Raw genomic sequence first — 14,666 nt, forward strand, 5'->3', positions numbered from 1 at the left:
GAACCATGCTTCTGCTCGGCTGTTTGCATCGTGGCCGGGCTGTGCTATATTTTAGTACGGAAGTTTTCCGGTTTCTTATGGGGGGTTGATCGGAAGGATCAGCGCAGACTCTAAATCTGCGTAGCCGGGTGTAACTCCCGGACTCCTCGCCAAAAACGGCAGTTCCATCTAAAGGGCCGGAGAGGGGATGGAGCCGTGGCAGGAAAAACACCCAAGACGGTTTACTACCGGAAGCAGATTCCCCTGTTCCGGCTGGTTCAGAAGATCAAGCTCTGGCCGTCCCGCAAGGGTATTCTCCATGGGGTCCGTTCTTTTGAACCGAGAGGGGACTACGGGGAGATCATCACCCATTGCAACAAGAGGATGGTGGTCCGAAATTCCAAGAGGAGCCGTTCGGCCCGGTGGCTCAGGAACAAGTGGTCTTTCAGCATCTGCCCGGACTGCAGGATACCGCAGTGGAAGTTGGAAAAGTACTCGGCCACTTTCTTCAGGAGGCGATGGGGATCTCAGCTTCTGGATGAGGAGCCCCACTCACCCACCACACGGTAGGCCAGGGCAAGGTTTTCGGGCCTCATGCCGGCCACGATGCCCGAGCAGGTTCCGAAGATGAACCCTCCATGAGGAGCCCCGGCCTCGATGATATGGCTGACCGCCTCTTGGATCTCCCCTGGGGTTCTTTTTAGGAAGAGTTCCCGCGGATCCAGGTTTCCCCAGAGACATACCCTCCTTCCATAGGCGGCCTTGAGACGGGCCAGGTCCATTCCTGCTTGCGGCTCGAGGCACTGGATTCCATCAAACCCGATTGCAACAAGATCATCCATGACAGGGTTGAGGTTCCCGTCCGAATGAAAGAAGACGGGGATCTTGAGATGCCTTATTCCCTCAACCTGCCGGCTCAGGGAGGGGAAGAACAGATCTCTCAAGGTATCGGGGCTTACGATGGTTCCCCCCTTGTAGGCGATGTCCTCGGCTATGACGATCCCGTGGGCTCCTCTGTCGGCTGTCTCTTTTGCGAGGTTGATGTTGAGCCTCTCCACACCATGGATGAGACCTAGGAGCTCTTCCGAGCCCTTGGTAGATGCCTGGAGGAAGGCTTCAAAACCCATGAGCCTTGCCCCCCAGCCGAAAACGCCGTCCACCATGGCAAAGACAAACCGATCGGTCTCCCTGGCCCATTGGTCAAGGTCTTTCCACTGGGTGTCTCCAGGGCCGGGAAGATGAGACGACTGATCCCGCCACTGCGGGGATACACAGACCGCGTCGATCCCAAGTCGTTCGACGAACTGCACCCTCTCGTCGAAGTCGACCCTTTGGACTCCGAGGAATGCTGCAACGGTTTCATCGGCTATGAAGATCTCACCCGTGGGGATACGGTCGGTCTCGCAGTGCCTGATAGCCAGGCCTACCCTCTCTCTGGAGTCCAAGAAGGGACCTCCCTCAACCCATCAGGCCGGATCGCTCCCGAAATCTCCGGAGGCAGTTTATCTCGATTCCGAGGAGTTCGGCGATGCGGAACTTGGACTCGATCCCCTTGGCCATTCCGGGCAGGTCCCGGACCATTCCGAGGCGCAACTCGTCCCTCAATTCGTTCATCACCACAGGGTCTGAGAGTTCGAGGGGGGAGACGCCCAGTTTACCAGCCACATAGGCCTTCGCCTCACCGATTTTCATTCCGCGGGACATCTCCATGCGCGCCACCAGATCTCCGGCGGCCCGCATTCCGCCCATGCCCGCAGCAATGGCGTGGGTGACGGCCATGCCGAGGGGATCGCCCACACCCACCTACAAACCATCGAGGCGGAGTATCTCGACGAGAGCCTTGGAGGCTTTTGAGACCGCATCGGTCGGCGGGTTATCCACCACCGGGACCGATCCGACCCCCATGCCCACATTGACGTGGACGGGGATCCTTGAGTTCGAAACGCAGGGCTTGAGAAAGGTAAGGGCCCGCGCCAGGTTCCAGGCACAGGAGCGGCTCGTGTTGGTGTTCACGACAGGCCCGAAGATCGTAACCCCCGCTTCCTGGGCGAGTTTCACCTGGTCGTGGGGGTAGAGGCCGGCCAGGCGAACACCCTCATAGGTCATCTCGCCGTGCATGCCGAGAATGAACTCTCCTGCCATCCCCAGTTCTATACATATGTCGGGATACCTCTCCCTGAGGATCTTGCTGGCCCTCAGCGCGGCAAGGAAATCCGGGTCTCCCGCGGCCCCTGTCGTGTCGAAATTGATGCCGTCTGCTCCTGATTCGTACATCTTGCTTCCCACGTAGACCATGTCCCTCACCGCGTGTTCAACCGCCTCCTCGTGGGCAGCCCGGGCCTCCGCTATCTTTCCCTGGGGGAGCAGTTCCGCCGGATTGGCAACCGGCCCGTCAGGCTTGCTGTAAATGCCCAAGTTGGGCATGGCCCCATAGAAAAGGGGGACCGTGGAGACCAGCAGGGCCTGTTCGAGCACGGGCTGTTCGTCGCCGGCGATGGGCTTGATCTGCTTGTAGCTGTAATCGATGTGAGCCAATTCCATGGTATCGGCGCCGAGGGCCCTTTCAAAAAACTGGATCGCCTGAATCCGGCCTGTGGCTACTCCCAGACGTCTGGTCTTCAGGGTCCCTCCGTCAAAGGAGAGCACCACCTCGTTGCCCAGCTCCACACTTGCGAACTTGGCAGGAGTTGAGAAGATCTCGAGGAGATGCTTCTGTTCATCCTCGGCAAGGGGCGGGACATCTGCCCTCTCGGTCGCATCTAGGGTCCCCTCTTCGAGGTCCCTCTCCAGTTCAGCCTCGCTCATTTCGATGAGAGTCCCGTCCCCCATGCGCGTCAATATCTTGGCCATCCTGAACCACCTCCTTGCCTGGTATGACTCCTGTCCGGGCTCCATGATAAGCCTAACGATTGGAGACCCCACTATTATACGAATTGGACAGAGAAATGCCAGGAGGAATCCGCCTGAAGTTCCCCAAGACTCTGGAAACTTCCACCATGGGGAGGCCCGTTGACAATCCCAGGCGTGGGGGTTACATTGGCTTTTGGCCGAGACCCCTGCTGGGGTTCGAAGGGGTTGGTTTGCCTGTCAAGAGGGCAATTATCCAGAGGCAGGGAGGTGCGTTATCTTGAGAAGGAATCTGCATGCGGGCAAGAGGCAAAGTGGGGGATTTAGTCTTAACGTTTTTTCCGATGACGAGCTCTACGAGATCCATCTGGCCACCCTGGAGGTCCTCCAGAAGACCGGGGTCTTCGTGGAAGACCAGGAGGCCCTCGAGATCTTTGACGGCGGGGGGGCGATGGTCGATCCGGAAAAGAGAATCGTGAAAATCCCTCCCCATCTTGTTGAGGACGCGATACGCTCGGCTCCTGCCAAGCTCTACCTGGCAGGACGGAATCCCGATAATGACATCGTTCTCGAAAGCAACCGGGTGGGGTTTACCAACTTCGGTGAAGGGGTCCAGATGGTCGACCCCTACACGGGCAAGGTCAGACCCTCCACAAAGGCGGACGTGGCCGCAACGGCCTTGATGGTAGATTACCTGAGCGACATTGATGTCTATGAAAGGGCCGTGGTCGCCCATGACGTGCCGCAGGAGGTGGCTCAGGTTCACCACGGAGAGGCCTTCCTCGCCAACACCTCCAAGCACTGTTTCCTTGGGCCGGGCGGCGGCAGACAATTGAAGAAACTCGTCGACATGGCAGCCGCCGTTGTCGGCGGCAAGGAGAGACTGAGGGAGCGGCCTATCATCTCCTTTATCACGTGTCCGGTGAGCCCCCTGAAGTTGGTCAAGGAGTCCTGTGAGATCATAATCGAGTCGGCCCGGGCGGGCATGGTGATCAACATCCTGTCCATGGCCATGGCAGGGGGATCTTCGCCGGTGACTCTGGCCGGGACTCTGGTGACCCATAACGCAGAGGTTCTTGCCGGGACCGTGCTCAACCAGTTGACATGCAGGGGGGCACCCGTAATCTACGGCAGCTCCACCACCTGTCTCGACCTGAGAATGGCCACCGCGCCGGTGGGATCTCCTGAGCTGGGTATGATAAGTGCGGCCGTGGCCCAGATGGCCCGTTACTATTTACTGCCGAGCTGGGTTGCAGGCGGGTAGGCTGACAGCAAGATCCTCGACGGTCAGGCCGCCCATGAAAAGACCCTTACCGGCCTGTTACCAGCATTGGCAGGGGCCAATCTGATCTACGGTTTGGGGATGCTCGAGATGGGAATGACCTTCAGTTTCGCCCAGTTGGTTATGGACAATGAGTTTGCCCGGATGATAAAACACGCTGTCAGGGGTATCCCGGTCGATGATGAGACTCTGGCGGTGGATGTTATTCGAGAGGTAGGATCCTTCGGTGATTTCCTCAGCCATGACAGCACCCTCAAGCACATGAGGGCGGTCCAGTCTCAGCCGCGGTTGATCGATCGGAGAACGCGGGAGGATTGGGAGAAATCAGGAAGAACCAGCATGACCGAGAGAGCCGAGGAAGAGGCGAGGCATATCTTGGAGACTTACAAGCCGGAGCCGCTGCCGGATCATGTGCTTTCCACCCTCCGTTCCATCGTGGAGGAGACCGAAGAGGAATTCGGAGTTTCCAGGAAGAAGACCGGGTAGGAGAGCTCAGGGACAGGCGCCCCCCTCTCAGCGGCGCAGGCCCCGGGGAAGAGACGAGGAAGACCCCTCCCCAGAGGAAGAGGATCGGTTGCCGGTTGTCCGGAAACGCGTAGGGGTCGACCCTAGATGATCCCCGCTTTTTCGCGGAAACGCTTGACGCAGTTGATCTCTATCCCGAGAAGTTCGGCGATGCGGAACTTTGCCTCCATGCCTGCGGCCTGCCTCGGCAGGGGCATGACGAGGCCGATGTTCAGCTCCTCCCTGATCTCGGACATGATGACGGGATCTGCCAATTCCAGGGTGGAAACACCCAACTTCCCGGCTACGTAAGCCTTTGCCTCATCTATCCGCATTCCCCGGGACATTTCCATGCGTGCCACCAGATCTCCGGCGGTCCGCATCCCGCCCATGCCCGAGGCGATAGCGTGGGTCACCGCCATACCCGGAGGATCCCCCACTCCCACCTACAAGCCGTCCAGCCGAACCAGTTCAGCCATGGCCTTGGATGCCCTGGAGACGATGTCAGTAGGGGGGAAGTTCGTCACAGGGACAGCTCCCACTCCCATGCCCATGTTCACGTGGATGGGGATCTTCGAGGCCTCCCCGCAGGCCTTCACCAGGGTCACGGCCCTGGAGATGTTCCACGGAGAGGACTTGCTCGTGTTGGTGTTGACGACAGGCCCGAAAATAGTCGCCCCTGCCTTTTGGACGAGTTCGACCTGTTGGTGGGGATACAGGCCCGCCAATCGGACACCCTGGTACGAGAGTTCGCCGTGCATTCCCAGGATGAACTCCCCCGCCATACCAACCTCGATGCACATGTCAGGATACTTGCCCTTCAGGATCTCGCAGGCCCGCAAGGTTGCAAGGAAATCCGGGTCTCCGGCCGCTCCTGTGGTGTCGAAGTTGATGCCGTCGGCTCCTGATTCGTACATGGCACTGGCCACATGGACCATATCCTTCACGGCGAGTTCAACTGTCTGCTCGTGGGCCTCCCTCGCCTCGGAGATCTTCCCCTGCGGCATGAGCTCGGCAGGGTTGGGAGCAGGACCGTCCGGTTGCGTGTAGTAGCCCAGGTTGGGCATGGCTCCGTAGAAAAGCGGAGGGGTGGTCACCATGAGGGCCTGCTCGAGAACAGGCTGCTCATTCCCCACGATGATCTTGACGGGTTTGAAACTGTAATCTACATGGTCGAGTTCCATGGTGTCGGCACCGAGGATCTTCTCATAGATCTGGAGGGCATGAATTCTACCGCCGGCGACTCCGACTCGCCGGATCTTGAGAGTACCGGCATCATAGGTGAGGACGACCTCCCGGCCCATCTCCACACTGGTAAACTTGGCCTGAGTGTCGAAGATATCGAAGAGGTGATCGAGCTCATCCTGAGTGAGGGGATCGATCTCACCGGCTGTGGCCGCGTTCATGGTCCCCTCCTCCAGGTCTTTCTTGAGATCCCCTTCTGTCATTTCTATGAATGATCCGTCACCCATGCGTGTTCGAATCTTTTCCATGCTTCCTTCCCTCCTCCGGCTATTCCATGGAGACTCCTGCAGCCCACCCCTCCATCTTATGACTTACCCGGAACAATGGCAATACTCTGGTGCTTCGCCGCCTCGGACCTTTCCCGGTCTCGCCGAGCATATACGATGGTCTGCGCCGAAGGTGAGGAAACCCGCCTTTTTTCCCGTCTTGTCACAGGAAGGGTCCTCGGGTATAAAATAGTGTTCTGTCGTTCCTGTGCGGCTGGGTGGTTTCTTCCGGTCCTTTTGGGATTTCGGGTTTGTTACGGAGAGATCGCCCTTGACCCAGCACTTCAAACCCAAGGAGGACGAGTATGGAAAAGATGAACAGCAGCGCCCGGCTCATCTTGAACAGGACTTCCAAACAGGAGATAGAGGGAGGGATCACGATCATCACAAGGGGTGAGGGAGTCCATGTCTACGATCAGGACGGAAAGCGCTACCTCGACCTGGTTTCCGGTGTGTTCAGGCCCGTCCACGTGGGCTATGGCCGCAAGGAAATCGCCCAGGCCGTCTACGACCAGATCTGTGAGCTTCCCTATTTCTGTCCTTCCCAGTACAGCAACATACCCGCTATGGAGTTGGCGGACGTCGTTGCCGGGATTTCGCCGGAGGGGCTGAACAGGTTCCTCTTCGTATGTGACGGCTCTGAGGCTGTGGAGGCGGCCTTCAAACTCGCCAAACACTACCACGAGTACATGGGAGACAAGAAGCGGACCAAGATCATCTCCCGGAGAGGGGCCTACCACGGGACCACCGGAGGTGCATTGCGGGCTCTGGGGACGTCGCTCCCTATGAGGCAGATCATGGAACCCTTTGCCGCGGCCAGTGTGTTTGTGGAGTCGCCTTACTGTTACCGCTGTCCTCTCCATTTGTCTTATCCCGAGTGTGATATTGCCTGTGCCAGGGACGTGGCGCGTATCATCGAATTTGAAGATCCTCAGCAGATTTCGGCCTTTATCGGTGAACCTATTCAGCAGGGGTTCGGTGCTTACGCTCCTGTGAAGGAATATTGGAGGATCATCCGGGAGATCTGCAGCAACTACGGGATCCTCCTGATTATCGACGAGGTTATCTGCGGATTCGGCCGGACGGGAAGATGGTTTGGGGTCGACCACTTCGATATTCGACCCGACATCATGACCATGGCCAAGGGGCTTTCGAGCGGGTACGTGCCCCTGGGTGGTGTCGGATGTACCGACGAGGTCATGGAGCCCATCGAGAGCTTCATGCACGTCCATACCTACAGCAACCACCCCGTTGCCTGTGCCGCTGCCCTGAAGAACATAGAGATCATGAAAGAAGAGAACCTGATCGAGAATTCTGCGAGAATGGGGAGATACTTCCTGGAGGGATTGAGGTCACTCGAGACTCACAGGATCGTGGGCGAGGTGAGGGGAACGGGCCTCTGGACTGCCATCGATTTCACGACGGACAAGAGGACCCGGGCCCCTTTCCCTTTGGATCGATTGGGCAATCTGGTCCGACATGCCAAGGAAAAGGGATTGATCATCAAGATCATGGGACAGGCCCTCGAGTTCGCCCCTCCCCTGACGATCCAGGAGGAGGATATCGATGAGGCCCTCAGGATCCTCGAGGAGTGCATCGTGATGGAAGAGAAGGAGATGGGGCTGTGAAGAGGAGCGTTCGAGTTGTTCGAATCGTTCGACTCGTTCAAGACATTGAACCACGATTCGAATTCCGGAGGTGAGTTATGAAATCCTATGACATCGCGGTCATTCCGGGCGACGGGGTCGGCAGGGAGGTGGCCCGGGAGTCTGTGAAGCTGCTGAAAGCGGCGGCGGACAAGCACGGGTTCGATGTGAAGGTCGAATATTTCGACTGGGGGTGCGACTACTACCTGGAACACGGCGAGATGATGCCAGAGGATGTCCTCGACACGCTGAGGCATTTCGATGCCATCTTTCTAGGGTGTATCGGAGATGCCAGCAAGGTGCCCGATCATGTCTCGCTCACCCTCCTGCTCAAGATCCGGAAGGGATTTGACCAGTACGTGAATCTCCGGCCGATCAGACTCTACCCCGGAGTTGAGACTCCGGTAAGGAGTGCAAGACCCGAGTCGGTCGATATGGTGGTCATCAGGGAGAACACCGAAGGGGAGTACTCGAATGTTGGAGGCATCTTCAAGCCCGGTTCGCCCGACGGCCTTGCACTGCAGACCGGCGTTTTCACCAGGAAGGGCTGTGAGAGGGTCATGCGGTACGCCTTTGAACTGGCTCGAAAGAGAAGGAAGCTCGGTGGGAGAGCCCCGGTGGGTATGGTGACCAACTGTACCAAGTCCAATGCACTCAACTACTCCATGGTTTTCTGGGATTCGGTCTTTCAGGAGGTTTCCAGGGACTATCCCGACATCAAGACCGATTCCGCCCTTGTGGATGCTATGACCATGTGGTTTGTCAAGAACCCGGAGTATTTCGATGTGATTGTGGCGTCGAATCTCTTCGGAGACATCATCACGGATCTGGGAGCCATGCTCCAGGGAGGGATGGGATTTGCCGCCGGTGGAAATCTCAATCCCGAAAGGGTCTATCCCTCCATGTTTGAGCCCATCCACGGCTCAGCCCCCAAGTATGCGGGCAAAGAAGTGATAAACCCCGTAGCCGCCATCGAGTCGATCCGGATGATGTTGGATCACCTGGGGGAGAGAGAGGCCGCAGAGGGTATCGAAAAGGCGGTGGCACGCGTCCTGTCCGAGGGGAAGGTGAGGACCAGGGACATGGGGGGAAGACATTCCACCATGGAGATGGGGGATGCCATAGAGAGGGCCTTCCTGGAGCAGAGGTAGCCCTGCTGCCAGAAAGGGTCGGTCCCAAGAGGATGGCGCCGCACATATCCGACAGGTCCGGTTTCGGAAAAGACCTTAACCGGGAACAAGCGAGACCACAGGGAGGGGAGGTAATCATGAGTCACGGATATCGCGGAAAGATTCTGCATGTTAACCTGAGCGATCGGAAGGTGGAAGTGGAGGAGAAGGACGATACCTTTTACCGCACCTACCTCGGCGGCCGGGGTATCGGCTACCATTACTTGCTGAAGGAAGTCCCTCCACGGATCGACCCCTTCTCACCCGAGAACATCCTGATCCTCGCAACGGGCGTGATGACCGGATCTCCCCTGCCTGCGAGTTGCCGGTTTTCGGCGATAGGAAAATCGCCCCTCACAGGTGCAGCCGGCGAGTCCGAGGCAGCGGGTTTTTTCGGTCCCGAACTCAAGATGGCCGGGTTCGACGCCATCGTCTTCAGGGGGGAGGCGGAAAGCCCTGTCTATCTGTGGGTGACCGAGGGGAGGGGCGAGATCAGGGATGCCTCCCACCTGGCCGGCGAGGGTGCCCGGGAGGTGGAAGACGCCATTCGCAACGAGCTGGGGAGCAGAAAGATCCGGGTGGCCCAGACGGGTTTGGCCGGTATGAACAGGGTCCGTTTTGCCAACATAACCAACAACCTCGGCCACTACAACGGCAGGAACGGTTTTGGAGCGCTGATGGGATCGAAGAAGGTACGGGCCGTGGCTGCCCTGGGAACGGAGAGAATCCCTTTTGTTGACGATGAGTTCCTGCGCGAAAGGGCACGTTACCATGCCAGAACCTTCAAGGACAACCCCCTGGGGAGCTCCCTCTACGAATATGGGACCACGGCCTTCTGCGGCATTCTTTCGACAGGAGGGGGGTTGCCGGTCGACAATTTCCGGCGGAGCAAGCTGGAAGACCCGACCCCTGTGACAGGAGATACCTACAACGAGGTCCTCCTCAAGAAGAGGAAAGGGTGTTATGGCTGTCCCATCAGGTGCAAACGGGGGATTGCCCTGGATGATCCCAAGTACGGCGTGGATTCCCGCTATGGCGGACCTGAGTACGAGACCATGGCCGCCCTCGGTACCAACCTGAATATCCTGGATCTGAAGGCGATCGCCAAGGGCAATGAAATCTGCAGCCGGTACTGTATGGATACCATCTCCGTGGGAGTGACCATCGCCTTTGCGTGCGAGTGCTTTGAGAGAGGAGTCATCACCAGGGAAGACACAGGGGGACTCGAACTGCGCTTTGGGGATGCAGACCTGATGATCCGACTGCTGGAGATGACGGCCAGGCGGGAGGGATTGGGCGACCTCCTGGCCGAAGGGGTAGGCCGCCTGGCCGAGCGATGGGGTGTGGCGGGCGAGCCTTTTGCCCTTTCCGTCAAGGCCCAGGAGATCCCCATGCATGATCCCCGTGTCAAGGTCGGTGTGGGTCTTGGGTATGCCGTCGGCACCTATGGAGCGGATCATATGAACGCCCCTCATGATCCCTATTTCGCCGATGAGAACTCCTACACATTCCAGGCGGTGAAACCATTGGGGATATACAGCCCCATGCACCCGACCGAGATCACAAACGAAAAGGTGAGGACCTACGCGGTTCTCGACACCCTGTGGAAGATGATGGACGCTTTGGGGCTCTGTGTGTTTGGCTATGCCCCACGCGGAACGATCTCACTCGATGATATGGTCCAGTGCCTCAGGGCCGTCACCGGGTGGAATGCGAGTCTCTTTGAACTAATGAAGGCGGCCGAGAGGGGTTCCATAATGGCCAGGGCCTTCAACAGTCGCGAGGGGTTTAGTATCAAGGATGACAGACTGCCCAAGAGATTTTTCGACCCCAAGCCCGACGGCCCTGAGGCGGGCAAGACGATATTCAGCCAAGAGGACTTCCAGAAAGCCGTGGAGCTGTTCTACGAGGTGATCGGTTGCGATCCCGAGACAGGACGGCCCCTTCGGGGGAAACTCGTGGAGTTGGGGCTGGATTGGGTGGATGAACTGCTCAACCGCCAGGAGGGCTGATCTTCGACATGGAGCGAGGGATGCCTTCTGCTTCCTTGATGGAGTACGGGGGACCGAGGGGCCGTCGTGTCGGCCCGGTCTTTCTGTGGAGGGGGACAGGGAAAGGAGAGAGAGTGTGAGTTCAGGGAAATCTGAGTACCAAGTGATCGTCGAGGAAAATGTGGCCGTACCCATGCGCGACCGGGTTTGCCTTGTAGCGGATATCTACCATCCAGCAAGGGATGGGAAGATACTGGGCGAGAGGGTACCTGCCCTGCTGAAGCGTACACCCTATGGCAAGAGAGATCCCGAGTACCAGGAGAGGGCGCGTTTTTTTGCCTCTCAGGGCTACGGCGTGGTGGTCCAGGATTGCCGGGGCTGTCATGGGTCGGGGGGAACCTTCTACTTCCTCGCCCAGGAGCCTGAGGATGGGTACGACACGGTGGAGTGGATTGCCGAGCAACCCTGGTGCAACGGCAGGGTCGGTACCTTCGGGTACTCTTACATGGCATGGGTCCAGAGTGCTCTGGCAACCCAGAACCCGCCTCATCTCGTCTGCATGTTCCCGAATATGGGAGGGTGGAACGCCTTTACCAGCAGTGTGAGGCAGGGCGGAGCCATGGAGCTGCGCTGGCTGGCCTGGGCTTTCTGGCATTCGGCCCTGAATAGGCAGAAGGACCTTAAGAAGGACCCCTGGGTTGACCGAGCACTCAACCGGTGCGATGTGCGTGAATGGTTGGCCCGCCTTCCGATTCGAAAGGGACAGACACCTCTCAGCTTGGTTCCTTCCTATGAGAAATGGCTTTTCGACCTGGTTTCCCATGAAGAGTACGACGAATTCTGGAAACAACCGGGGTTTGCCATCGAGGAGTTCGTAAAGGAACACGCGGAGGTGCCGGTCTACCTGTGCGGCGGTTGGTACGATTCCTACACCAGGGCGACCCTCGAGGCCTTCGGTGCCCTTACCCGCGAGAAGAGGCGAGCCACCGTCAAGCTCATCGTGGGCCCCTGGACGCACGGTACCTATACCACGGAACTCTCCTACTCCGGAGACGTCGATTTCGGTCCCGAGGCTGCCCTCCCCTCGCTCGACGGGCTGCACCTGCGCTGGTTCGACCGGTGGCTCAGGGATATGGACAACGGAATCGATAAGTCTCCTCCGGTCCGCATCTTTGTCATGGGCGGCGGAACCGGCAGGCGTACCGGTGAAGGTCGGCTGGACCATGGGGGGCGATGGAGGGACGAACGGGAGTGGCCTCTGGCCAGGACCCGATACGTGAGGCTGCACCTACACATGGACGGAACCCTCCGGCATGAGGCACCCGAGGCGGAGTGTTCCAGTACCAGCTATCTCTTTGATCCTGGGAACCCGGTGCCTACCATCGGGGGGAACTTCTCTTCCCTCGACTACCTCCTGCCGCCTCCGGCCGAGGTGGATCCCCGTATCCTGCCTGTTTCTGCACGGACCACTCCCATAACACCGGCGGGAGGATTCGACCAGCGGGAGGGCCCCCTATTTTTCGGCTGCAGTGCCCCGTATCTCCCCCTCAGCTCCAGGCAGGACGTGCTCGTCTTCCAGAGCGAACCCTTGAGGGAAGACGTGGAGATAACAGGGGAGATCGAGGTCAGGCTCTGGATCTCCTCTTCCGGGCGGGATACCGACTTCACGGCCAAGATAATCGATGTCTACCCCCCCAACGAGGACTATCCAGAGGGATACGCCCTCAATATCAGCGATACCATCCTGCGGGCCCGGTTCCGCAACTCCTGGAGCCGGGCAGAACCCCTTGAGCCGGGGGAGGTCTATCCCCTGCGCCTCGTCCTCTACCCAACGAGCAACCTCTTCAAGCGCGGGCACCGCATCCGCCTCGACATCTCCTCGAGCAACTTCCCCCGTTTCGATGTGAATCCCAACACAGGGGAACCGGTCTGGTCCTCTCGCGGCGGTGTGGTGGTGAGAAACAGCATCTACCATGACAGGGAGAGGCCTTCCCACATCGTCCTCCCGTTGGCAGAAGGCCCTGAGAGTCTCTGAGGGCCCTTCGGGTGAGATCCTGTTGGCCCAGGCCCTGCCTGCCGTGGGGTCTGGGCAGGGGAGGAGTGTCCCACCGCCCCGGAAATCCTGTTTTGCAACAGAAAATTCCCCCAAAACAGGGAGACTCCTGGGCGCAGACAGGGGGTTCCCCTTTTTTCTTGACAACCCGTTGGCGCCTTTCTATACTGCTTTCGAAGTACCCCTCTGAAGGCGGGTTTCATCGAAGCGGAGGAGGGGAATACGATTCAAGAGGAGGGTATAGGATGAAAAGAAAGCAGAGAACGGGTCTGAGGTTTCTCATGTCACTGATGGCCGCTGCATGCCTGGTTGTGGCTCTGACCGTCGGGATCGTCCCGCAGCAGGCTGCGGCCGAGTCCGTGCTCCGGGTCAACCTCGATTCGAGCCTGAAGCAGCTCGATCCAATCTGGACGACGGCCTACATAGTACGGAGCCACGGTTTTCTCGTCTACGACACCCTGTTCGGTCTGGATGAGAACTACAACGTGCAACCCCAGATGGTGGATACCTACACGGTGAGCGATGACGGTATGGCTTACACCTTCACACTCAGGGATGGGTTGAAGTGGCATGACGGCACCCCCGTGACCTCGAGGGACTGTGTTGCTTCGATCAAAAGGTGGGGGGCGCGGGACGGTATGGGCCAAAAGCTCATGGAGGCGACCGACAAACTCGAGGTCATCAACGACAAGACCTTCAGACTGGAGCTGAAGGAGCGTTTCGGCATGGTACTCCAGTCGCTCGCCAAGCTCACTTCGAATGTACCCTTCATGATGAAAGAGGAGCAGGCCCTGACCGACCCCCACGAGCAGATAAAGGAAGTCATAGGGTCCGGCCCCTTCAAGTTCGTCAAGGAGGAGTTTCAACCCGGAATCAAGTCGGTCTATGTCAGGAACGAGGACTATGTCCCCCGCAAGGAGCCTGCCAGCAATACAGCGGGCGGAAAGGTTCCCCGGGTCGACAGGGTCGAGATCGTCTGGATACCTGATTCGAGCACCCAGGCCAATGCCTTGGTCGCCGGTGAGGTCGATTTTCTACAGGTTCCGGCTTTGGATTACCTGCCCATGCTCCGGAAGGCCAAGGGTGTAGAGGTGGAGGTCTTCGACAAGCTCGGCCTCCAGTGCGTGCTCAGAATGAACTGGCTCAATCCGCCCTTTGACAACGTCAAGGCGCGCCGGGCCGTGCTCTGGGCCACCAACCTCGATACCAGCCTGCGGGCCGTTGCCGGAAATGACCCGGAACTTTTCAACGCCTGTCCCTCGATGTATCCATGCGGCACGCCCTATGCCTCTGACGTCGGGTCCGAGGCGCTGATGAAACAGGATTTCGAGAAGGCGAGGCAGCTACTCAAAGAGGCCGGTTACAAGGGGGATCCGGTGGTGATTCTCCATGCCACGGATGATATCATCATCAACAACCAGTGCCTGGTTACGGCCCAGAACCTCCGAAAGGCAGGGTTCAAGGTTGACATGCAGGCCATGGACTGGTCGACCCTTGTGGCGCGGCGGGCGGTGAAGAAACCCGCATCAGAGGGTGGGTGGAACATCTTCCAGACCTGGTTCAACGGCCCGGACTTCCTCAACCCGGTGGAACACATGGCCATCGGCGGCAGCTGCGAGAACGCCTGGTTCGGCTGGCCGTGTGACAAGAAGATCGAGGAGCTGCGCACCGCCTTTGCCAGGGA

The 14,666-nt window shown here is 58.6% G+C and carries 9 protein-coding genes and 2 pseudogenes; 8 read left to right on the forward strand and 3 right to left on the reverse strand.

The window, feature by feature from the left end:
• Positions 1-195 precede the first annotated feature (195 nt).
• The gene (locus JRJ26_15395) at positions 196-549 is read left to right on the forward strand and encodes a hypothetical protein (protein ID MBW2058872.1); all 354 of its coding nucleotides are present in this window, start codon (positions 196-198) and stop codon (positions 547-549) included.
• Here the strand turns inward: JRJ26_15395 and JRJ26_15400 are convergent.
• Together JRJ26_15400 and mtbB (JRJ26_15405) are read right to left on the reverse strand one after the other, a co-directional pair.
• Entirely contained in the window at positions 507-1,424 is a 918-nt protein-coding gene (locus tag JRJ26_15400; protein MBW2058873.1) for a hypothetical protein, read from the reverse strand. The genes JRJ26_15395 and JRJ26_15400 overlap by 43 nt on opposite strands.
• A 13-nt stretch (positions 1,425-1,437) precedes the next feature.
• A pseudogene (mtbB, locus tag JRJ26_15405) lies at positions 1,438-2,829 on the reverse strand ([dimethylamine--corrinoid protein] Co-methyltransferase).
• Between the two features lie 277 nt (positions 2,830-3,106).
• Between mtbB (JRJ26_15405) and JRJ26_15410 the strand changes: the two are divergent.
• Entirely contained in the window at positions 3,107-4,090 is a 984-nt protein-coding gene (locus JRJ26_15410; protein ID MBW2058874.1) for a trimethylamine methyltransferase family protein, read from the forward strand.
• 12 nt (positions 4,091-4,102) lie between these two features.
• Positions 4,103-4,594 carry a trimethylamine methyltransferase family protein gene (locus JRJ26_15415; protein ID MBW2058875.1) on the forward strand — a complete coding sequence of 164 codons (492 nt, stop codon included), beginning with the start codon at positions 4,103-4,105 and terminating at the stop codon, positions 4,592-4,594.
• A 122-nt stretch (positions 4,595-4,716) separates the two neighbouring features.
• Here the strand turns inward: JRJ26_15415 and mtbB (JRJ26_15420) are convergent.
• A pseudogene (gene mtbB, locus JRJ26_15420) lies at positions 4,717-6,105 on the reverse strand ([dimethylamine--corrinoid protein] Co-methyltransferase).
• A gap of 323 nt (positions 6,106-6,428) precedes the next feature.
• Here mtbB (JRJ26_15420) and JRJ26_15425 point away from each other — a divergent pair.
• The 5 genes from JRJ26_15425 to JRJ26_15445 all read left to right on the forward strand — a co-directional run.
• Positions 6,429-7,751, forward strand: a complete 1,323-nt coding sequence (locus tag JRJ26_15425) for an aspartate aminotransferase family protein (GenBank protein ID MBW2058876.1) — start codon at positions 6,429-6,431, stop codon at positions 7,749-7,751.
• Between the two features lie 77 nt (positions 7,752-7,828).
• Complete coding sequence (locus JRJ26_15430; protein ID MBW2058877.1) at positions 7,829-8,920, forward strand: tartrate dehydrogenase; 1,092 nt, start codon at positions 7,829-7,831, stop codon at positions 8,918-8,920.
• A gap of 116 nt (positions 8,921-9,036) precedes the next feature.
• A complete protein-coding gene (locus JRJ26_15435) occupies positions 9,037-10,950 on the forward strand; it encodes an aldehyde ferredoxin oxidoreductase family protein (protein MBW2058878.1) in 1,914 nt (637 codons plus the stop codon).
• 115 nt (positions 10,951-11,065) lie between these two features.
• Entirely contained in the window at positions 11,066-12,964 is a 1,899-nt protein-coding gene (locus JRJ26_15440; protein ID MBW2058879.1) for a CocE/NonD family hydrolase, read from the forward strand.
• Between the two features lie 263 nt (positions 12,965-13,227).
• The coding region (locus tag JRJ26_15445; GenBank protein ID MBW2058880.1) for an ABC transporter substrate-binding protein at positions 13,228-14,666 on the forward strand (1,439 nt) is incomplete at its 3' end.

The sequence above is a fragment of the Deltaproteobacteria bacterium genome (assembly GCA_019308905.1).
In the GTDB taxonomy this organism is placed as follows: Bacteria; Desulfobacterota; BSN033; order WVXP01; family WVXP01; genus JAFDHF01.

Excerpts from the sequence above, each read along its gene's own strand:
- JRJ26_15435 (MBW2058878.1), top strand. The coding sequence starts at position 9,037 with ATGAGTCACGGATATCGCGGAAAGATTCTGCATGTTAACCTGAGCGAT.
- JRJ26_15425 (MBW2058876.1), top strand. The coding sequence starts at position 6,429 with ATGGAAAAGATGAACAGCAGCGCCCGGCTCATCTTGAACAGGACTTCC.
- JRJ26_15430 (MBW2058877.1), top strand. The coding sequence starts at position 7,829 with ATGAAATCCTATGACATCGCGGTCATTCCGGGCGACGGGGTCGGCAGG.